Annotated in this window: 20 protein-coding genes; 3 read left to right on the forward strand and 17 right to left on the reverse strand. The window is 42.5% G+C overall.

The features are described from left to right. Positions 1-41: 41 nt before the first annotated feature. The 8 genes from accC to WAA15_RS16730 all read right to left on the reverse strand — a co-directional run bounded on the left by accC (position 42) and on the right by WAA15_RS16730 (position 6,570). Positions 42-1,385, reverse strand: a complete 1,344-nt coding sequence (accC, locus tag WAA15_RS16695; protein ID WP_337043948.1) for an acetyl-CoA carboxylase biotin carboxylase subunit — start codon at positions 1,383-1,385, stop codon at positions 42-44. Between the two features lie 91 nt (positions 1,386-1,476). Then, positions 1,477-1,953: an acetyl-CoA carboxylase biotin carboxyl carrier protein gene (accB, locus tag WAA15_RS16700; protein ID WP_337043949.1), complete on the reverse strand. Its 477-nt coding sequence runs from the start codon at positions 1,951-1,953 to the stop codon at positions 1,477-1,479. Between the two features lie 333 nt (positions 1,954-2,286). Continuing rightward, complete coding sequence (gene efp / locus WAA15_RS16705; protein ID WP_337043950.1) at positions 2,287-2,856, reverse strand: elongation factor P; 570 nt, start codon at positions 2,854-2,856, stop codon at positions 2,287-2,289. A gap of 50 nt (positions 2,857-2,906) precedes the next feature. Then, positions 2,907-3,575 (reverse strand): hypothetical protein, encoded by a 669-nt coding sequence (locus tag WAA15_RS16710; protein WP_337043951.1) that lies wholly within the window; start codon positions 3,573-3,575, stop codon positions 2,907-2,909. Between the two features lie 34 nt (positions 3,576-3,609). Continuing rightward, a complete protein-coding gene (locus WAA15_RS16715; protein WP_337043952.1) occupies positions 3,610-4,596 on the reverse strand; it encodes a beta-ketoacyl-ACP synthase III in 987 nt (328 codons plus the stop codon). Positions 4,597-4,737: 141 nt separating this feature from the next. After that, the gene (gene plsX / locus WAA15_RS16720) at positions 4,738-5,682 is read right to left on the reverse strand and encodes a phosphate acyltransferase PlsX (RefSeq protein ID WP_337043953.1); all 945 of its coding nucleotides are present in this window, start codon (positions 5,680-5,682) and stop codon (positions 4,738-4,740) included. Positions 5,683-5,762: 80 nt separating this feature from the next. After that, positions 5,763-5,954, reverse strand: a complete 192-nt coding sequence (gene rpmF, locus WAA15_RS16725) for a 50S ribosomal protein L32 (RefSeq protein ID WP_337043954.1) — start codon at positions 5,952-5,954, stop codon at positions 5,763-5,765. Positions 5,955-6,021: 67 nt separating this feature from the next. Continuing rightward, positions 6,022-6,570: a YceD family protein gene (locus WAA15_RS16730; protein ID WP_337043955.1), complete on the reverse strand. Its 549-nt coding sequence runs from the start codon at positions 6,568-6,570 to the stop codon at positions 6,022-6,024. A 62-nt stretch (positions 6,571-6,632) separates the two neighbouring features. Between WAA15_RS16730 and WAA15_RS16735 the strand changes: the two genes are divergently transcribed. Further along, positions 6,633-7,292, forward strand: a complete 660-nt coding sequence (locus WAA15_RS16735; RefSeq protein WP_337043956.1) for a phosphatase PAP2 family protein — start codon at positions 6,633-6,635, stop codon at positions 7,290-7,292. Between the two features lie 67 nt (positions 7,293-7,359). Here WAA15_RS16735 and rsgA read toward each other — a convergent pair whose 3' ends face one another. Both rsgA and WAA15_RS16745 read right to left on the reverse strand, forming a co-directional pair. After that, positions 7,360-8,268, reverse strand: a complete 909-nt coding sequence (rsgA, locus tag WAA15_RS16740) for a ribosome small subunit-dependent GTPase A (RefSeq protein WP_337043982.1) — start codon at positions 8,266-8,268, stop codon at positions 7,360-7,362. 655 nt (positions 8,269-8,923) lie between these two features. Continuing rightward, entirely contained in the window at positions 8,924-9,913 is a 990-nt protein-coding gene (locus WAA15_RS16745; RefSeq protein WP_337043957.1) for a bifunctional heptose 7-phosphate kinase/heptose 1-phosphate adenyltransferase, read from the reverse strand. Positions 9,914-10,145: 232 nt separating this feature from the next. Between WAA15_RS16745 and WAA15_RS16750 the strand changes: the two genes are divergently transcribed. Next, positions 10,146-11,768: an OmpA family protein gene (locus WAA15_RS16750; RefSeq protein ID WP_337043958.1), complete on the forward strand. Its 1,623-nt coding sequence runs from the start codon at positions 10,146-10,148 to the stop codon at positions 11,766-11,768. Positions 11,769-11,833: 65 nt separating this feature from the next. Here the strand turns inward: WAA15_RS16750 and purU are convergent, their stop codons facing one another. From purU to WAA15_RS16780, 6 genes are all read right to left on the reverse strand, one after another. After that, a complete protein-coding gene (gene purU / locus WAA15_RS16755) occupies positions 11,834-12,673 on the reverse strand; it encodes a formyltetrahydrofolate deformylase (RefSeq protein ID WP_337043959.1) in 840 nt (279 codons plus the stop codon). A 181-nt stretch (positions 12,674-12,854) separates the two neighbouring features. After that, the gene (gene ruvX / locus WAA15_RS16760; RefSeq protein WP_337043960.1) at positions 12,855-13,262 is read right to left on the reverse strand and encodes a Holliday junction resolvase RuvX; all 408 of its coding nucleotides are present in this window, start codon (positions 13,260-13,262) and stop codon (positions 12,855-12,857) included. A gap of 15 nt (positions 13,263-13,277) precedes the next feature. Beyond that, positions 13,278-14,093 carry a nucleoside triphosphate pyrophosphohydrolase gene (gene mazG, locus WAA15_RS16765; RefSeq protein WP_337043961.1) on the reverse strand — a complete coding sequence of 272 codons (816 nt, stop codon included), beginning with the start codon at positions 14,091-14,093 and terminating at the stop codon, positions 13,278-13,280. A gap of 91 nt (positions 14,094-14,184) precedes the next feature. Next, positions 14,185-14,844, reverse strand: a complete 660-nt coding sequence (locus WAA15_RS16770) for a thioredoxin family protein (protein ID WP_337043962.1) — start codon at positions 14,842-14,844, stop codon at positions 14,185-14,187. A gap of 330 nt (positions 14,845-15,174) precedes the next feature. Next, positions 15,175-15,693, reverse strand: a complete 519-nt coding sequence (locus WAA15_RS16775; RefSeq protein ID WP_337043963.1) for a DinB family protein — start codon at positions 15,691-15,693, stop codon at positions 15,175-15,177. A 145-nt stretch (positions 15,694-15,838) separates the two neighbouring features. After that, positions 15,839-16,396 (reverse strand): TetR/AcrR family transcriptional regulator, encoded by a 558-nt coding sequence (locus WAA15_RS16780; RefSeq protein WP_337043964.1) that lies wholly within the window; start codon positions 16,394-16,396, stop codon positions 15,839-15,841. Between the two features lie 224 nt (positions 16,397-16,620). Here WAA15_RS16780 and WAA15_RS16785 point away from each other — a divergent pair, with 224 nt between their 5' ends. Further along, positions 16,621-17,895 (forward strand): metallophosphoesterase, encoded by a 1,275-nt coding sequence (locus WAA15_RS16785; RefSeq protein ID WP_337043965.1) that lies wholly within the window; start codon positions 16,621-16,623, stop codon positions 17,893-17,895. Between the two features lie 100 nt (positions 17,896-17,995). On the opposite strand, the gene WAA15_RS16790 is transcribed toward WAA15_RS16785, so the two are convergent. Further along, complete coding sequence (locus WAA15_RS16790; RefSeq protein ID WP_337043966.1) at positions 17,996-18,736, reverse strand: glycosyltransferase family 2 protein; 741 nt, start codon at positions 18,734-18,736, stop codon at positions 17,996-17,998. Positions 18,737-18,859 lie beyond the last annotated feature (123 nt).

The raw sequence follows: 18,859 nt of genomic DNA on the forward strand, positions 1-18,859 counted from the left end.
CCTATCCCCAACAAAAAAGCCCTCCTGAGAGGGCTTTTTTGTTATAAATCGCTAAAATCAAAAGTTTCTAGGAACTTGGTCGTAAAATGACCCGATTTAAACTGCTCGTCTTCCATCAGTTTAATATGGAACGGAATCGTGGTTTTTACGCCTTCAATCACAAACTCCTGCAAGGCGCGTTTCATACGCGTAATTACTTCCTCTCTCGACTGCCCCGTTACAATCAGTTTGGCAATCATGGAATCATAGTTTGGCGGAATGGTATAGCCTGCATACACGTGGCTGTCGACCCTTACGCCGTGGCCACCGGGCAGGTGCAAATTCGTGATTTTACCCGGCGACGGGCGAAAACCATTACCCGGGTCTTCGGCATTAATACGGCACTCCATGGCATACAATTTCGGGAAATAGTTTTTACCCGAAATAGGCACACCCGCGGCCACTTTTATTTGCTCTTTAATGAGGTCAAAGTCGGTTACTTCTTCTGTAATCGGGTGTTCTACCTGAATACGGGTGTTCATTTCCATGAAATAGAAATTGCCGTATTTATCAACCAGAAACTCGATAGTTCCGGCACCTTCATAGCCAATGGCAGAAGCACCTTTAATGGCTGCTTCACCCATGCGCTCGCGTAGTTCTTGCGATACAATCGGCGAAGGCGTTTCTTCTACAAGTTTCTGATGGCGGCGTTGAATAGAACAGTCACGCTCCGAAAGGTGGCAAACCTTGCCGTATTGGTCGCCCACTACCTGAATTTCAATGTGGCGGGGTTCTTCTACAAACTTCTCAAGGTATAAACCATCATTACCAAAGGCTGCGCCCGACTCCATCTTGGCGTCGTCCCAAGCCTTTTCAAATTCGCTTGCTTCTTTAATGATACGCATCCCACGGCCACCACCACCGGCAGTAGCTTTGATAATAACCGGATACCCGATTTCGGCTGCAATTTTCTTACCTTCCTCGATTGATTCGAGCAAACCCTCCGAACCCGGAATAACCGGCACACCCGAAGCCTTCATGGTTGCTTTAGCCGTAGCTTTATCGCCCATGTAGTTGATTTGTTCGGCAGTAGCTCCGATGAATTTTATCCCGTATTCGGCACAGATTCTTGAAAACTCGGCGTTTTCAGACAAAAATCCGTAGCCGGGATGAATGGCATCTGCGTTTGTGATTTCGGCAGCAGAAATAATATTCGGAATACTCAGGTATGACTGGCGGCTTACCGCTGGGCCTATGCAAACAGCCTCATCGGCAAAGCGTACATGTAAACTATCGCGGTCGGCCGTTGAATAAACAGCCACCGTTTTTATGCCCATTTCCCTGCAAGTACGAATAATACGCAGGGCTATTTCGCCACGGTTGGCTATAAGTATTTTCTTGAACATATCGTTTCAATTAGTAGTGTCAGTATTTTACGCTATTGAATCAATTAACAAACTTCTCAGAAAAATGTTATCATTTTCCCGAATCCGTGGCTCAGTTAGGCTCAACCAAGAACAACGGTTGGTCAAATTCAACAGGAGTAGCGTTTTCAACTAACACTTTTACAATCTTACCTGATACCTCTGATTCAATCTCGTTAAAGAGTTTCATGGCTTCAATGATACAAACCACTTTACCTGCCGAAACTTCGTCGCCTACTTCTATAAAAGATGGTTTATCAGGGCCGGCAGAACGATAAAACGTACCAATCATAGGAGATTTAATCGTTATCAGGTTGCTGGCTGGTGCGGCTGGTTTTTCGGTGCTTGCTGCTGGTTGCGGTGCAGGGGCTGTTGCCACTGGTGCAGGGGCTGGGGCCGATGCCGGCATAACTGGCGCAGGAGCAGAAACAGGAGTTACATTTGAATAGCGTTTAATGGCTAATTTCAACTCCGATGTTTCGATATTTACTTCATCTAAACCTGACTGAGCAATAAAGTCTATCAGTTTCTGAATGTCTTTTGTTTCCATGAAGGGTAAAGATTTTGTCGTTTCTAATTAAGAAATAGTTTATTTGGTTTTTACACTTTTTCTGGGCCATTATGCCTCAAAAAAGGTAATTTGCTTAGATAAAAATTACTTGTTTTATTGTTTTACCTGCCGGTTTTAACACAGGCAGGGTGGTTTGTTTACGGCTAAGCTACTAGGCAAGCCGAGGGTTTTATGCCTACAAAAGTAAATATAAAGACGACACCCACAAAGAAATCAGGAAGCGAAAGAATGGATTTCAGTATTAAAAAAACCTAAACCAAAATTGCTCGAACCCATATTTCTATCTAATGCAGTGTCGTCTTTCAGAATAATTTATTTCTCTTTTACTCTTGAATCGTACTCGTAGCTGGTTGTATTTACACGAATCAGCTCGTCGTTTTCAATGAAAAGAGGCACTTTAATAGTTGCACCAGTTTCAACAGTAGCCGGTTTTGAAGGGCTATTGGCGGTATCGCCTCTTACGCCTGGCTCTGTATAAGTTACGCGTAGCTCAACGTAAGTAGGAAGCTCAACGCTCAGAATCGTTTCTGTTTCGGCATGAACCAGAATATCTACTTGTTGGCCTTCTTTCATGAGGTCGGCCTGTGGCACCAGTTTTTCTTCTACGTTTATTTGCTCGAAGGTTTCGGTCTCCATGAAGTTGAAACCTGTTTCGTCTTTATAAAGAAACTGATATTGTCTTTTTTCTACCCTTGCAGTAGTAACATTTACTCCCGACGTAAAGGTGTTGTCAATGACTCTTCCGGTACGAAGGTTTCTTAATTTTGTTCTTACAAAGGCTGGTCCTTTTCCGGGTTTTACGTGTTGGAACTCAACAATTGTGTAAAGGTCGTTGTTCCAATCCAGGCAAAGGCCATTTCTGAAATCTGCTGTTGTTGCCATTATTATTTCAAATAAAGCTTATGTATCGAATGATATTAATAGATAATAAATTAACGTTCAAAGTTAAAAACAATACTCACAAAGGGCATCCACGGTACATCATATCTGAAACGCCCAAAATCCACATCTTTGCCATTTTTGCGGTAACTGGCATTGTACTGGCTATACATAAAACACACACCTGCCCTGATAGTAAGCTCACTTTGTGGCTTAAAACCAATATATATTTCGTTATTGGTAGTACCTCTGCCGCCAAAAGCCAGATTCACACGGGTGGGTGTTGCACTCACTGAATCGATGCGTTGCGAGCTACTGCTGATAACCGTAACTGAGTCTCTTTTTCTGCCAAAACCCAGCCCAATAATATCGAAACTGGCACCAATCATTACCTTTTGGGCGTGTAATTCAAACATTACCGGAATATTGAATGTTGTAGAATTGGCACGCGGATACGGAATAATATTTACGCCCTTGTTTTTAGTTTCAAAACCATTATAAGGTTGCCCCACATTAAAAAATGAGGTAATTCGTACACCTGCACCCACCGCAAAGTTATGGTTCTTACCCATTACGAGGCTTTGGGCATACATAAACGACGGAACATTTGTTTTTTTATCAAAGCCGTAGCTTAAAGCATAATGCTCAAGTACCCTCATTCGTTGTGCAAACGAGGTTTGAAGCCCTGCCAGGACTACAAATAAAGTCAGCAACTTTTTCATAGAATGTGTGATAAAACTTTATGTGTTTACTTTTTTAGTAAGCCCATTTAATATAGGCCGAACCCCACGTAAAACCACCTCCAAAAGCTGCCAATATCAGATTATCACCTTTTTTTATTTGTTTTTCGTAATCAAACAAGCAGAGTGGTATAGTACCAGCGGTTGTATTTCCGTAATTCTGGATATTGAGCATCACTTTTTCGTCGCCAATTCCCATACGGCGCGCCGTAGCGTCAATGATACGTTTGTTTGCCTGATGCGGCACCAGCCAAGCAATATCGTCTCCGGTCAGATGATTGCGTTCCATGATTTCGGCCGAGATGTCGGCCATATTGGTTACCGCAAATTTGAATACAGATGGCCCCTCCTGATGAATATAATGCAGGCGTTGGTCAACTGTTTCATGCGAAGCCGGAAAACGGCTTCCGCCACCTTTCATAATCAGATGATTTTCGCCCGTGCCGTCTGAGCGTAGCAGGAAATCCATCAGGCCATGCTCTTCGGTTGTAGGCTCAAGCATTACAGCACCGGCGCCATCGCCAAATAATACGCAAGTGGTGCGGTCTGTATAATCTATAATGGACGACATCTTGTCTGCCCCGATAATAATCACTTTTTTGTATCTGCCCGACTCAATGAACTGCGACCCTACCGAGAGCGCATACAAAAAGCCAGAACAAGCCGCCAGAATATCAAAACTACCAATAGTAGGAATACCGCATTGGGTACACACTAAATTGGCCGTAGACGGAAACATGTAGTCAGGCGTTACCGTAGCACATATAACTAAATCTACTTCTTCAGGCTGGGTATTTGTTTTTTTGAGAAGACCTCTTACGGCTTCAGATGCCATGTGAGAAGTGGCAAGCCCTTCTCCGCGTAGAATATGACGTTCTTTGATACCTGTTCGGGTGGTAATCCACTCATCGCTGGTTTCAACCAGTTTGCTTAAGTCATCGTTTGTCAAAACATCTTCTGGCACATAGCCATGAACACCTGTAATAGCGGCTCTAAGTTTCATTGTACGATTAGTTCCAACCCCTTAACAGAAGGAGAGATTTAAATTTAGCTTTTCGTTGCTGGGGTTAGTTTATCAGCAGGAAAAGTACCTTTTATAAACAAAAATAAGCCCTTAACGTTACAAAAGCTGTAACAACGGGGCTTATCTATCTTCGTATGCACCTATAATCTGTTCGGTTACTTTCGATTCAACTTGGCGTTTGGCTAGCAGAATCATGTTCTTGATAGCTTCGGGGCTTGAAATCCCGTGTGCTACAATTACGTTGCCTCTGATACCGATAATCGGGCTACCGCCGCCTACTTCGTAATTCATGCGGTCAATCAATGGGTCTTTAATGCCTTGTTCGGCAGCGTAGTCATACAACGACTCACCCATTTTAAAAATCACATTTCCGGTAAAGCCCTCTGTTACAATTACATCGGCTTTGCCATGAAACAAATCACGGCCTTCTATATTACCTATGAAATTTATTTTCTTGTTGATTTTCAAAAGCTGATAAGCCGCCTGAACCACCGTTGACCCTTTCTGTTCTTCTTCGCCAATATTCAATAAGGCTACTTTGGGGCGTTCAATTCCGAACGAAAACTTGGCATATAACGAGCCTAGCTCGGCAAACTCGGCCAGTACTTCCGGCTTACAGTCGGCGTTGGCACCGATGTCGAGCATGAGGCTATACCCACCGTTTTTGAGCGGAAAGAATCCGGCAATAGGAGGGCGTTGGATATTCCCAACGGTTTTAAGCGTAAAAAGCGAGCCTACCATCATAGCTCCGGTGTTTCCGGCGCTACAAAAGGCATCAACCTGCTTTTCTTTTAAAAGTTTAAACCCAACTCCAATGCTGGAATTGGGTTTCTGAGAAAATGCTCTTGTAGGATGCTCTCCCATCTCGATAATGTCGTCAGCATTAACCATTTCAATAGCATGAGCCGGATATTTTAACGTTCGTAAAATATCTAACATAACTCCCTGCTTACCCACCAATACAATTTTTGTACCTTCGGGCAAATGATTAGCAGCGGATACGGCACCCTCGACAATGGCTTTGGGAGCAAAATCGCCTCCCATGGCATCAACGGCAATTTTCATAAAGGATTGGCTTTAGTGAATAATTAAAGTCTTGTTTTGAAGTGCTAATATATCAGAAACAAGTATTTTACGAAATACAATTATGCTTTTTCGTAGCTTTCAACCACTAATTTACCTTTATAATACAAATTTCCTTCAAATACGTGCGCACGGTGGCGTAGGTGAATTTCACCAGTTGTTGCATCGATTGATAACGCTTTAGTCGATAAAGCATCGTGCGTTCTACGTTTATCTCTTCTGGTTGTCGAATGTCTTCGTTTTGGATGTGCCATTTTTCAATCTGATTTAACTTATATCCTCCTTCACAGGAGTCATATTGTCTATACTTTATATTTAATCTTAATTTTCCTTATTCTTCTGGTTTTTCAACGATAACAATGCCGCCCAGCGTGGGTCAATTACTTCTTCTTCTTCCTGCTCGGCTTCTTCTTTATCAGTTGAGTAAATAAATTCGTCTTCTTCGTCATCGGCTTCATTCCTGAATTTCGGATGAAGTTTTTTCATCGGAAGCGACACCCCAATAAAATCGTAAATATGTTGGGCTATATTAACAGTTGCTGTATTGAGCGGAATCATCTCTATTTCGTCAGAAAGCTCCTCGTGGCGGTCTCCGAACTTATAGATATACTTTTCTTTCACATGAACAGGCTCTTCAAAAGGCTCAAGGCAGCGGTCGCAGGTTAATTCAACTACGCCTTCAATATCAAACCACAACTGCATCAGTGTCGAGTTCTTATCAAGTATAACAGTGGCTTTAAAATGCCCCTTTGTTATAATATCTTGTTCAAAAAACTCGAAAAACTCATCGCCGCCTTCAAATTCGTAAGTATAACGTTTATTTTCAAGGCCTTGAATGTGAATGTCATATTTTGATAATATCTTGCTCACGTTTTCACAGAAAGGTTGCAAATTTACTGCTAATTTTGGAATTAAGAAAGTTTTTAAAGAAAATGCTGAAAATTCTTAGAAATCACTCCCTGTTTTTTACCTTGTTTTTTATATGGCTTATTGTATTGGCCCTTTTACAGCTATTTTTTTCACCAACCGAACTCATGTTCTGGGTTAATACCCACCACAGCCCCGCACTCGATGTTTTCTTTGAATACACAACCCTGCTGGGCGAAGACGGTATCTGGCTGGGCGTGCTTTTAGTGTACCTCTATCAGTATTTTATACAAAAAAAGCCTGTGAAAAATCAGGCAATAATGCTCATAATTATCTGGATTAGCAAAGGGATTCTGTCGGTTTCATTAAAAAATATTTTTAATCTGCCGCGCCCTATGGAGGTCTACGAAAAAACAGGCCGTGCCATTCATGTCATTCAGGGCTTAGAAATACACCATTGGCAGAGTTTTCCGTCGGGGCATACATTTACGGCTTTTGCGCTGGCCGCTTTTTTTATACTCGTAGCCCGAAACAGCCTTGCGGGTTTTTTGTGGCTGGGGTTGGCTATACTGGTTGGCTACTCAAGGGTATACCTGTTTCAGCATTTCCCCCGCGATGTTTTTGCCGGAAGTGTACTGGGGCTTACATTAGTACTGGGCATTGTGTTGCTATTCAGCAAAAAGAAGTTTGCATGGCTGCAAGAAAGCACCCCGCCTGTATCCTGACGGCTTACTACCATCTATAAAACACCCGATAGGAGCCGAGAGGTATTCCAATACGGTAATAACCTGCTTATTTGCGGTTGTCTTCGCCAAGTACCATGCTCAGGTAACTGGCATAACGGCTTTCGGCAATAGTGCCTTCTATTACGGCATCTTTCACGGCACACTTGGGTTCGTCGAGGTGCAGGCAGTTATGAAACTTGCACTGGCCCAGTAGCTCGCGCATTTCGGGAAAATAATGGCTTATTTCCTCTTTTTCCATTTCTGCCAAGCCTAGCTCTTTAATGCCGGGTGAATCAATAATAAAAGTGCCTTTCTCAAGCTCGAACATCTCGGCGAAAGTAGTGGTATGCACCCCTTTGTTGGCAAAACTTGAAATTTCGGAGGTGCGCAGGTCTAAATCAGGTGCAATAGCATTAACCAGCGTTGATTTGCCTACACCCGAATGCCCCGACAACAAAGATACCTTCCCTTGAAGCAATTGCCTGAACTCCTCAACACCCACCTGATGCAACGCCGACGTAAACAGGCACTTGTAGCCCAAGCCTTCGTATAAAGTTGCCAGTTCTTGCTGATATGCCTGTTGCTCGTTGCTCAGTACGTCTAGTTTATTAAAAACCAGTGCCGTCGGAATACGGAACGACTCGGCAGTTACCAGAAAACGGTCAATAAAGCCAAGCGAGGTTCTCGGTAGCATCAGCGTAGCAATTAAAACGGCTTGGTCGAGATTCGATGCCAATAAATGCCCATGAGCCGTTTTATGTACCGACTGCCTGATAATATAGTTCTCGCGGGGCAATATATCATATATAATACCCGTGTTTTCGGTCTCATTTTCAAGCTCATAGGCTACTTTATCGCCCACAGCCAGCGGATTCGTCACCTTTAAATCCTTAATTTTAAACTTCCCTTTCAGCCGACAGGTCAGCATGCTTCCGTCCTCGGCACGAACTTCGTACCAGGAGCCTGTCGAACGCATGATTAATCCAATTTTCTGCTTCAAAATCTGATAATAATATAACTAGTGTTTCCTTAAAATTTAGAGCCTGAACTTAAATTCTACTTAAAAACAAAAAAACCTCTGTTTTCAGGAACAAATAAAAATCATTTTTGTTAAAAATATTAATATAATCGTATAGAATGCTATTCTGAAGCAATTATTTCTCTTGTTTTCATTATTACCTACCAATTGAGTAGGATTTAAAAAAGAAAATAACCGTTAAATAAATTTTTAAGAAATTTTTAAGTGTTTCTCACAACACTTTTGCCTTTTTTTACGTTATATAATTATTGAAATCATCCTATTAATTTTTAACAAAATCATATCCAACAATGAAAAAAGGAGTATTATTCGGAATTGCTGCTGTAGCTGTGGGAGTTGTAGTTTATTCTTTAACCAAGAAAACCAAACCAACATTACCTTATACAAAACCATACGTAAGATAATTTAGCTCGCATGATTTGTAGCCAAAAAAATTTTACAGCCATATTCAGGTCTACGGTGTACTGGTCATTTTCACAACCAGAGGAGTTCAGACTCAATTGTTCAGAAATTTTCACCTCATCCCGATTTTCGTTTTATTAACATAAACAATATTGGGGTGAGGTGCTTTGTTTTTACACAATACCCGCCCCTAGCGTTTTTCTACGGCGTGTTTTTCGTATTCCTGACGTAGCTTTTCTTTCTCAATAGGTACTACGCCCACATACTCACAAACCAGCCCACCTCCCAGATTCGACAACTCAGCAACGGTTTTTGGTGCCAGTTTCAGGCCCATACAAATAGCCGCAATGCTCACAACGGTATCTCCTGCGCCCGATACATCCGTAATACTCCGCAAATGTGCAGGTATATGATGCACCTCGTTCTGGTAATCAATAAATACCCCTCTTTCCGATAAAGTCAGAAAAATACCATTTACACCCAAAGCCTTTTTAGCATTGGCCACTACTTCCTTCACTTCGTCGAGCTTATCGGCGTTAAAATCAATCTTTAAACCCTCTTTGAGTTCTTTCAGGTTAGGTTTAAAAAGGTCGGTTCCCTGATAATTCGTAAAATTACGTTTCTTAGGGTCAACAATGGTCGGAATCTGATGCTCTTTGGCAAAAGCCACAATCTGCCGGATACTCTCGCCATCAAGCACGCCTTTGTCGTAGTCTTCAAATATCACCACATCACAGGTCGGAATCAGTGCTTGAGCTCTGGCTATCAGTTGCGCTCTTTCTTCTTCATTAATGAGCGTATCCATTTCAGAGTCAATCCGCACCACGTGCTGCGACCCCGCCAGAATACGCTGTTTTACGGTAGTTACCCTATTAGGGCTTTGGATAATACCCTCGGTTGGTAAATGGTTGCTCGTAAGCAGGTTTAGCAGCTCTTGCGCTTCGGCATCGGCACCTACTACCGAGCATAACACCGGCGTAGCTCCCAACGACCTGATGTTCATGGCCACATTGCCAGCCCCACCGAGGCGAATCTCCTTGCGCTTCACATTCACAACCGGAATAGGTGCTTCGGGCGAAATCCGCTCAACTTTACCAAAAATATAAGAATCAATCATCACATCGCCTACAATCAGAATGCGAAGATTATCAAAAGAATCAAAAATCTGATTTACTGTCATTCAAAAATATATTTCGTACGTACGGATACCCCGCTTTCCTGTTGTTTATTTTTTTCGAGCTGCAAAACTAAGGATTTTTTACTACGATTTTTTTAAAAAAGCATACATTTTGGCGCAGAGATTGCGTTATTTGTAAACGATAATTTTATTGAAATACGATAACCTGAGGCGAACAAGGCTCAATTCCTCGTCATCCCAAACCAGAATCGACTTATTGACTACCAACAAAACTATGCGTCAGATTATTATTTTGTTAGCAGTATTTACCTCGTTTTTAACGACCGCACAAACCGTTGAACAGCTAGGCTCAGCCATTAATACCGAGTTTAGCGAACTTAATCCGGTGTTATCTCCCGATGGCAAAACCCTTTATTTTGCCCGTGTAAGCCACCCTTCCAATACTTTTGGAACCAAACACAGCCAAGATGTGTGGTATGCCGAACTGAGAGATAACAACAACTGGACTATTGCCCGCCGGATGCCCAACACCATTAACAAAGACCAGTATAACGATTTGTTCAGTATCACGCCTGACGGCAACAAAATACTTATTTCGGGGGTGTATACTAACAACGGCCGTAGAGAAGATGCCGCCGGAATATCGGTTTGTAAACGAACCAAAACAGGTTGGAGCGAACCCGAACAGGTGGTGATTCCGAGATTCAATGAAATGTGTAAAGGCCAGTTTCTGACAGCCTGCCTCTCGAACGACGGCAAAACGCTGATAATGGCATTCAGCACAAAAAAGAACTCAAAACAGGATGATTTATATGTGAGTTTTCTGGGAAAAGACGGCAAATGGTCGAAACCCGAAGGGCTAGGCCCCGATATTAATACCGACGATATTGAAACCGCCCCTTTTCTGGCCTCCGACAACTACACGCTTTATTTTGCCAGCGACCGTAAAAATGGCTTCGGCGGTACTGACATCTGGGTTTCAAAACGCCTCGACAGAAGTTGGCAGCGGTGGTCGAAACCCAAAAATATGGGCGATAAAATCAATACCGATGCCAACGAATATTCGTTTTCGGTATCGGCCTCCGGCGAATACGCCTACATGAGTACCAAGAAAAACTCGGTCGGTAAAAACGACATCGTGCGTTTTAAACTTCGGGAAGATAAAAAAGAAACGCCGGCAGTGGCCGGAACCCAAACATCCGACAGTAAAAACACAGGGCAGAGTACAGCCAACAGCAAAACCACAACCGACGAAACCAGCATTGCGCCAAATCCGGTAGTGATTGTAAGCGGCAGGGTGCTTGATTCTCAAACGGGTAAGCCTATTGAAGCCAAAATTACCTATAAAGGTTTGTCGAACGGTGAAAGCGGCGAAGCCTACACCAACCCCGTTACGGGTATTTATACCATAGTGCTGCCCTATGGGGCCAAGTATACTTATACCGCCGAAGCCGAAAACTTTATTGGTATCGAAAAACTGATTGACCTGACCGAAATAGGCTCCTACAAAGAAAAAACAAACGATGATTTAAAAATTGCGCCTATCAAAGCAAATGTAGATGTGCCGCTGAACAACGTTTTCTTTGAGACCGGAAAAGCAGTTTTACGCTCAGACTCTTACCCTGAGTTAGATAAGATAGTGGATATTCTGTTGAAAAACGCCAGTCTGGTGATAGAAATACAAGGACACACCGACAACGTGGGGTCAAATGAAAGTAACCAGAAATTATCGCAAGACCGTGCCGAAGCCGTTAGAAAATACCTGCTTTCAAAGAAAGTGCAGAACGAAAGAGTAACGAGTATCGGCTATGGAGAGATGCGCCCAGTTGCAACCAACGATACCGAAGAAGGCAGGGCGCAAAACCGCCGTGTGCAGTTGTCGATTGTAAGAAATTAACACATTGACCTCGTTCTGAGCAAGTCAGTTTCGCTCAGAACGAGGCCAACAATACTGACCTAAGGTTATAAAATTACCGTTCGGTTGCCATGAATAAAAACCCTGTCGTTAAAAACCAGCTTTAAAGCCTGTGTCAGTACCGACTTCTCAACTTCTTTTCCTTCGCGGGCCATATCGAGGTAAGTATATTTATGGTCAACTTCTTTAATATTCTGGGCAATTATAGGCCCTTCGTCTAAATCGTTATTGACGAAATGCGCCGTTGCTCCTATAATTTTTACACCTCTTTCGTAGGCTTGTCTGTACGGATTCGCCCCAATAAATGCAGGCAGGAACGAATGATGAATATTCACGATTTTATCGGGGTAATGCGAAACAAACTCCGGCGACAAAATCCGCATATATTTGGCTAGCACTACATATTCGGGTTGGTATATTTCGAGCGTGCGTAAAATGGCTTCTTCGTGTTGCTCACGGGTTTTGTGCTCGTGGCTTACATAATGAAACGGAATACCAAATTTGCTTACCAGTGGTTGCAGCGTATTATAATTACTCACTACTGCCAGAATATTGGCATCGAGTTCGTCGAAATTATACCGCACCAGCAGGTCCGACAAACAATGGTGTTCTTTGGTACAAAGAATAACCACATCTTTCTTTTTCTTGGGGTTAAGCCTGAAATTGATGGCCGTCGATAGGGCCGCTTCTCTTAAATCTTTCAATACTTTCTCAGGAAGCAGGTCTTTGGGGGCCTCAAACTCGGTACGCATAAAAAACTGCCTGTCGGGGCTTACATATTCATCCTGCGAAAGAATATTACATTCGTTTTTATAAAGAACACTGGTAACATGGAAAATCAACCCTTTGGCATCGGGCCCATCCATTAAAAGAATATGTTTAATCATGCTGTTTTAAGAAATATGCACTTCAATAAATTATATACCAAGAATTAACAACACCATGGCATGTGGCAGCCAATAGACAAGCATAATGGCTCACCCTATTGTATTTAATGTGTTTTATGGCGCGTAATCGGGTGCGCCAGCACTAAAGTTATGCAGGTTTTTACTTAACACGCCCTGCATATTAAATGCCCATAAAACTCTGTAAAATAATAACTGCGCTTATTTTATCAATATTGCCTTTCACTTGGCGGTCTTTCTTTTTCATGCCACCCGCAATCATGGCTTGTACGGCCATTTTTGAGGTAAATCGTTCGTCGTGCAAATGCACGGGTATATCTGCAAAATGTACTTTTAAGGTTTCTACCAGTTTATTCACCAGCGCAGTAGCATGGGTGTCCGAGCCATCAAGACTTTTGGGCAAGCCTACCACAAAGGCTTCTACCTGTTCGGTTTTGGTGTATTGTTGTAAATAGGCAATCAGGGTTTCGCTAGGAACCGTCTCTAAAGCCGAGGCAATAATTTTGAGGGGGTCGGTAACAGCCAGCCCTGTGCGTTTAGCTCCGTAATCGATGGCAAGTATTCTAGGCATTTTTTTCGTAATTGGTTATAAACGTTTGGCTTCTTCCCAGAAAACATCCATTTCGGCTAAAGTCATGTCTTTCAGGTTTTTATTGGCTTCTTTCGCCTTCTGTTCCAGATACTGAAAACGCTTGATAAACTTCTTGTTGGTGCGTTCGAGAGCCGTTTCGGGGTTCAGGTCAATAAAACGGGCATAATTAACGAGCGAGAAAAGCAAATCGCCAAATTCGGCTTCGGCCTTTTCGGCATCAATCATTTCGTTGTTTTCGGCGTTAAACATCTCCTTAAACTCCTGCATTTCTTCTTCTACTTTGCCCCACACCTGCTTTTTCTCTTCCCAGTCGAAGCCAACACCACGAGCTTTTTCCTGAATACGCATGGCCTTTACCAAAGCCGGCAACGACTGCGGAACCCCCGCCAGCACCGACTTGTTACCTTCTTTCAGTTTTAGCTGTTCCCAGTTTTGTTTTACCTGTTCTTCGTTTTCAACCTTTACATCGCCATAAATATGCGGGTGGCGGGCTATCAGTTTATCACAAATGCCATTCAGCACATCAGCCACGTCGAAGTCGCCGGTTTCAGAAGCAATTCTGGAGTAAAACACCAGATGCAGCATAATATCGCCTAATTCTTTCCTGATTTCCGGCATATTCTTTTCCAGAATAGCATCCGAAAGCTCATAGGTTTCCTCAATGGTCAGGTGTCTCAGGCTATCAATGGTTTGTTTTTTATCCCACGGGCATTGCTCTCTTAGCTCGTCCATGATAGTCAGAAGTCGGTCAAATGCCATGAGTTTCTCCATGCGTTGCGGAGAAAATATGCTTGGAAGGGTATTACTCATACTAATTCTTGAAATTTTTGTAAAGTTCGGCAATAAAAAAGCCACCTGAAACAATCGGGTGGCAAAATATTTATCTCAGGCCAGAAACAAATCAGGTTTTCCATTTAATGGCACAGCCTACTGCCTTAGTAGTGGGCGTAACCACGGGCTTGTTCAGAATCAGATTATTGACGGCATCGGCCACATAATGTTTAGTTACGTTGGCGGGGTCTTGGGGGTTATCGTCAATGGCACCAATGTAATGAACAATAATTTTACCCTGTTCTTTTTTTAATACAAAAGCATGAGGTGTGCGCAAAGCCCCGAACGATTTACTAACCGCCTGCGTGTTATCGGTCAGGTAAGGGTACGGATACCCCTTTTCGCGGGCGCGGGCCTGCATATTTATAAAAGAATCCTCCTCGTAGGCTTCGGGGTCGTTCGGGTTAATGGCAATAACCGGATACCCCTGCGGAGCAAACTTTCTGTCAATATCAATAATGCGGTCTTCGTACGATTTTGAAAACGGACAATGATTAGAAGTAAATACAATAACAAAACCTTTGGCCGACTCAAAATCTTTCATCGACACCATTTTTCCATCTACATTTTTGAGTTTGAAATCAGCCACAGCATCGCCAACTACATACTGAGTTGCTGCTTTCCATGCGGGTTCGGGCAGTTCGCTAGCCGCAGCAGGCAGCAGGAGCGGAGCCACACACAGGTTTATTCCTGCCAATAAACCTACCATAAGCAAACATTTCTTTTTCATTTCTCTGGTTTTTAACGAAAAGTCTGGCGAATAAACGTAACGCTATACAATTTATTATATGATGTTAACACGTATAATTTTCGTACGTAAAGATAAACATCTTTTGTTACATAAACACTGACTTTTATCATATAGTATTGGTTGTAAAAACCTGAAAAAAATAAATGGCAGAATTGTACCGCTTAATAATAAAAACAGGCAAGAATAGAGAGGAAACTTTACAGAAATAATGGGCAGACAAGCCAAATAATAGCGGGCGAACCAATAATTGAAGCAATACAGAGCCGCCCGATATTTGCTATAACACTGGCATATACTTGAAACAGAGCCTTACAAGCCCTTCATAATAGCCTTTTTATGATGTTCTATGTGGTAGTGCATAAAATAATAAATCTCGCGTATGGTCAGGAGTTTCAGAACCGGATGCCGGATACAGATTTCATCAAGTTCTTGTTCCGACCAGTCATCCAGAAAACCAGCTAGTATGTTATGATGTTTAACAAAACTCTCCAGTAGCATCTCTTTCGAGGGGTTCTCTGGTAATGTAGGTACATAAATACCTTTGGCCACGGCCCCCGTGCTTAACACCGCCAGATACGCAGCCACTACACCGTCATAATCAAACGCAGGCCGCTCAATTGTTCCGAATTGCTGCACTAGTACCTGCTTGGGTAAGGCTAGCCCCTGATTAAGAGCTTTTACTGATTGGGTTAAGTGCAGAATGTTTTCTGCCACAGACCATTTTTCGCCAATAGGGGCAAAAAACTGTTGTTCGGTCAGGCTATGGGTTTGTTGCGCTAGGCCATTAAAGCTGTTTTGTAAGGCATCTTTCAGTGCTGATTTTGTCATAAGATTTTGTACTTAAGTAGAGAAAAAAACTGTCAGGGAAGAAATCATGGGAATATACAGCGTATATTCCCTGACCTATTACCTGTTAACGCACTATTAAAATCTTTATCAATAAGCTGGTTCTGTTTGTTGGCTCATTCGGGGTTTACTGCAATTTTGCCATAGCCCGCAAGAAAGCATCATACAGATAACTTTTATTGCCATATAACTTCGAGAACATAACAGCCCCTTCAAACTCCATAATGGTATGCTGTGCCATCCTGAACGAAACATCGGGTGTTTCTCTGGTCATAAAAATCTGTTGCAAGGCATAAGTCCAGTCGTCCATAATTGCTTTCAGTACTTCATGAAATTCAGCAATTACCCCTACTGTTTCAAGGGTAGTATTTCCTATCAGGCAACCACCTTCTTTTTCGAGTAGCAACCGCCCCATTTTTTTCAATAGCTTTTCCATACGTTCCTCAGGGGGCAGGGCTGCATCTGTGGCAATAGGGAAAATCTTTTCTTTCAGGTACGAATGAATCCAGCAGAGCAAATCTTTCATGAGCATTTCCTTACTCGGAAAATAATGGTACAAGCTACCTTTCAGCAAGCCACAATTCTGAGCAATATCCTGCATAGATGTATTATGATACCCCTTTGTTCGGAAAATATCTGACGATTTCAGCAGAATTTCTTCTTTCGTAACTTTTTGAACAGGCATTTGAAAACAATTCGTATGGTAGCCCTGCAAACGTACAAATAGTTTTTTGTTTTACCAAACGGTTGGTAGGTAAAATTTTATAGCTAATATCAAATGCGTACTAGCTATTGCTAACGAAAAAAGACCTTTCATCACATTCACGCATTAAAAAGCATCGAAATGAAACCATCTTATTGGCAAAACCGTTTTTTGTTCATTCAGTTTTTATAAACACTACCTTTAAAATGAACAGACCCTTCGGACTTGGTTTGGTGACAGTTGTCTTTTTTTTAATAGATTTGTACGTTTGGCAAGCTATTAAATTACTTATGCGCTCGGCAAGCGTTCTTACTCACCGTATTGTAGGCTTTACTTATTGGGGGCTTACAGCCTTTTCAATCATAGCATTCATTGGTATTTTTACTTATACACCTATTACGGCGCCTGTCAGAGCCTCGTTTCGCACCTTTCTGATGGCAGGTATTTTTATTTTCTATATCTCGAAGGTATTTTCTGTGCTTATTATTTTCATTGACGATATTATCAGAGGTTTTAAATGGGTGGCATCGTTGTTTCAAAGTGCCCCAAGCTCAACAGCGGTTACACAGGCGTTAGAAACGGGCAGTAGTGGTATTCCTCGCTCGGAGTTTCTGGCGAAATCGGCATTGGCTATCGGAGGTTTGCACATGGGTGGTATGACATGGGGTATTTTGTCAGGTGCGCACGACTACCACGTCAGAAACGTGACTCTTCGCCTGAAGAATCTTCCCAAAAAATTTGATGGAATGAAAATCGCCCAGCTTTCAGACATACACTCGGGTAGTTTCTTTAATAAAACGGCCGTAAAGGGTGGCGTGGAAATGCTCATGAAAGAAAAACCTGACGTGTTTTTCTTTACCGGTGACCTCGTCAATAACATTGCCCCTGAAGTGAAAGATTACATAGAGGTTTTTTCAAAAATCAAAGCTCCGCTTGGTACTTTCTCGACCTTAGGTAACCACGACTACGGCGATTACACCAATTGGGTTTCGGCTGAGGCTAAACGCCAGAACCTGCAAGATTTAATGGGCGCACATAAAACATTAGGCTGGGACTTGTTGCTCGACGAGCACCGCGAAATTAAAGTTGATGGCGAAAGCCTTGCCATATTGGGTATTCAGAACTGGGGCGCGGGTGGTTTTTCAAAGTATGGTAATCTGGCAAAAGCACACGCCAACACGCAGGATTACCCCGTAAAACTCTTACTCTCACATGACCCTAGCCACTGGCGGGCACAAGTATTAGAGCAGTACAAAGATATTGACGTAGCCTTTGCAGGGCATACACACGGAATGCAATACGGGGTAGAATTGGGTAAATTCAAGTGGTCGCCGGTGCAGTTGCGTTATAAGGAATGGGCCGGGCTTTATGAGCAGAATGACCAGAAGTTATACGTAAACCGTGGTTTTGGTTATATTGTTTATCCGGGGCGCGTGGGTATTTATCCTGAAATTACCATTTTTGAACTAAAATCGGCGTAGGTATATACGAAAGCCGCCTTAAAAACTTACTTGCCATAACAGCCCAAAAACGGGTTGGAGGTTGGTGAGCTTAGCTTTAAGGCGGCTTTTTATGAATAACCTAGTCTAATAAACGCCATTTAAAAATACCAAGTTTCGACAGGCAGTATAAAAGCGATACCCGTAGTACGCCTAAGCCATATTTTGAGCTTCTGACAAAGTTGATAGACGATGCCTCCTCAAAATATTTGGTGGGGCAGGTAACTTCTGCTATTTCAAATTTTTTCCAGAATATTTGTGCTATCATTTCGTTATCGAAAATAAAGTCGTCGTCACATTTTTTGAAAGGCACGGTTTCCAGCACCTGTCTTGAAAAAGCCCGATAACCCGTGTGGTATTCAGATAACTTCTGGTTCATCAGAAGGTTTTGTGAGAAAGTCAGGAAACGGTTAGCAATGTATTTATAGAGGGGCATACCTCCCTTTAATGCACCTTTACCCAGAATCCTAGACCCGAAAACAACAGGGTAGAGGTCTTCACCAATGATACTGACCATCGCTCTGATTAACTTGGGGGTATACTGGTAGTCGGGGTGAACCATCACAACTATATCTGCATTTATTTCGAGGGCTTTGGTATAGCAGGTTTTCTGGTTGCCACCATAGCCTTTATTTACGTCATGACGAATTACATGCTCAATGCCCAGGCGTCTGGCTACATCGGCGGTATCGTCGGGGCTATAATCATCTACTAGAATTACTTCATCGACAATATCGAAGGGAATTTCTCGGTAAGTACGCTCAAGTGTTTGTGAAGCCCTGTAAGCGGGCATAACAATTACTACTTTTTTATTATTATACATAAATTATTTGAGTTTTCGATGCTAATTTGTGGGCGATTTGGCTAGAAAACACACCTTTTTTGAATTCGGCTGTAAAATAGGGCACGATTCTTTTTATTTCCAAGAATAACTTTAGTTTAACAC

Source organism: Emticicia sp. 17c (assembly GCF_037153985.1).
Taxonomy (GTDB): domain Bacteria; phylum Bacteroidota; class Bacteroidia; order Cytophagales; family Spirosomataceae; genus Emticicia.

Excerpts from the sequence above, each read along its gene's own strand:
- mazG (WP_337043961.1), bottom strand. The coding sequence starts at position 14,093 with ATGAGTAATACCCTTCCAAGCATATTTTCTCCGCAACGCATGGAGAAA.
- WAA15_RS16750 (WP_337043958.1), top strand. The coding sequence starts at position 10,146 with ATGCGTCAGATTATTATTTTGTTAGCAGTATTTACCTCGTTTTTAACG.
- plsX (WP_337043953.1), bottom strand. The coding sequence starts at position 5,682 with ATGAAAATTGCCGTTGATGCCATGGGAGGCGATTTTGCTCCCAAAGCC.
- accB (WP_337043949.1), bottom strand. The coding sequence starts at position 1,953 with ATGGAAACAAAAGACATTCAGAAACTGATAGACTTTATTGCTCAGTCA.
- rpmF (WP_337043954.1), bottom strand. The coding sequence starts at position 5,954 with ATGGCACATCCAAAACGAAGACATTCGACAACCAGAAGAGATAAACGT.
- WAA15_RS16715 (WP_337043952.1), bottom strand. The coding sequence starts at position 4,596 with ATGAAACTTAGAGCCGCTATTACAGGTGTTCATGGCTATGTGCCAGAA.
- WAA15_RS16710 (WP_337043951.1), bottom strand. The coding sequence starts at position 3,575 with ATGAAAAAGTTGCTGACTTTATTTGTAGTCCTGGCAGGGCTTCAAACC.
- ruvX (WP_337043960.1), bottom strand. The coding sequence starts at position 13,262 with ATGCCTAGAATACTTGCCATCGATTACGGAGCTAAACGCACAGGGCTG.
- WAA15_RS16780 (WP_337043964.1), bottom strand. The coding sequence starts at position 16,396 with ATGCCTGTTCAAAAAGTTACGAAAGAAGAAATTCTGCTGAAATCGTCA.
- WAA15_RS16735 (WP_337043956.1), top strand. The coding sequence starts at position 6,633 with ATGCTGAAAATTCTTAGAAATCACTCCCTGTTTTTTACCTTGTTTTTT.
- WAA15_RS16745 (WP_337043957.1), bottom strand. The coding sequence starts at position 9,913 with ATGACAGTAAATCAGATTTTTGATTCTTTTGATAATCTTCGCATTCTG.
- rsgA (WP_337043982.1), bottom strand. The coding sequence starts at position 8,268 with ATGCGTTCGACAGGCTCCTGGTACGAAGTTCGTGCCGAGGACGGAAGC.
- WAA15_RS16770 (WP_337043962.1), bottom strand. The coding sequence starts at position 14,844 with ATGAAAAAGAAATGTTTGCTTATGGTAGGTTTATTGGCAGGAATAAAC.
- WAA15_RS16790 (WP_337043966.1), bottom strand. The coding sequence starts at position 18,736 with ATGTATAATAATAAAAAAGTAGTAATTGTTATGCCCGCTTACAGGGCT.
- accC (WP_337043948.1), bottom strand. The coding sequence starts at position 1,385 with ATGTTCAAGAAAATACTTATAGCCAACCGTGGCGAAATAGCCCTGCGT.
- efp (WP_337043950.1), bottom strand. The coding sequence starts at position 2,856 with ATGGCAACAACAGCAGATTTCAGAAATGGCCTTTGCCTGGATTGGAAC.
- purU (WP_337043959.1), bottom strand. The coding sequence starts at position 12,673 with ATGATTAAACATATTCTTTTAATGGATGGGCCCGATGCCAAAGGGTTG.
- WAA15_RS16775 (WP_337043963.1), bottom strand. The coding sequence starts at position 15,693 with ATGACAAAATCAGCACTGAAAGATGCCTTACAAAACAGCTTTAATGGC.
- WAA15_RS16785 (WP_337043965.1), top strand. The coding sequence starts at position 16,621 with ATGAACAGACCCTTCGGACTTGGTTTGGTGACAGTTGTCTTTTTTTTA.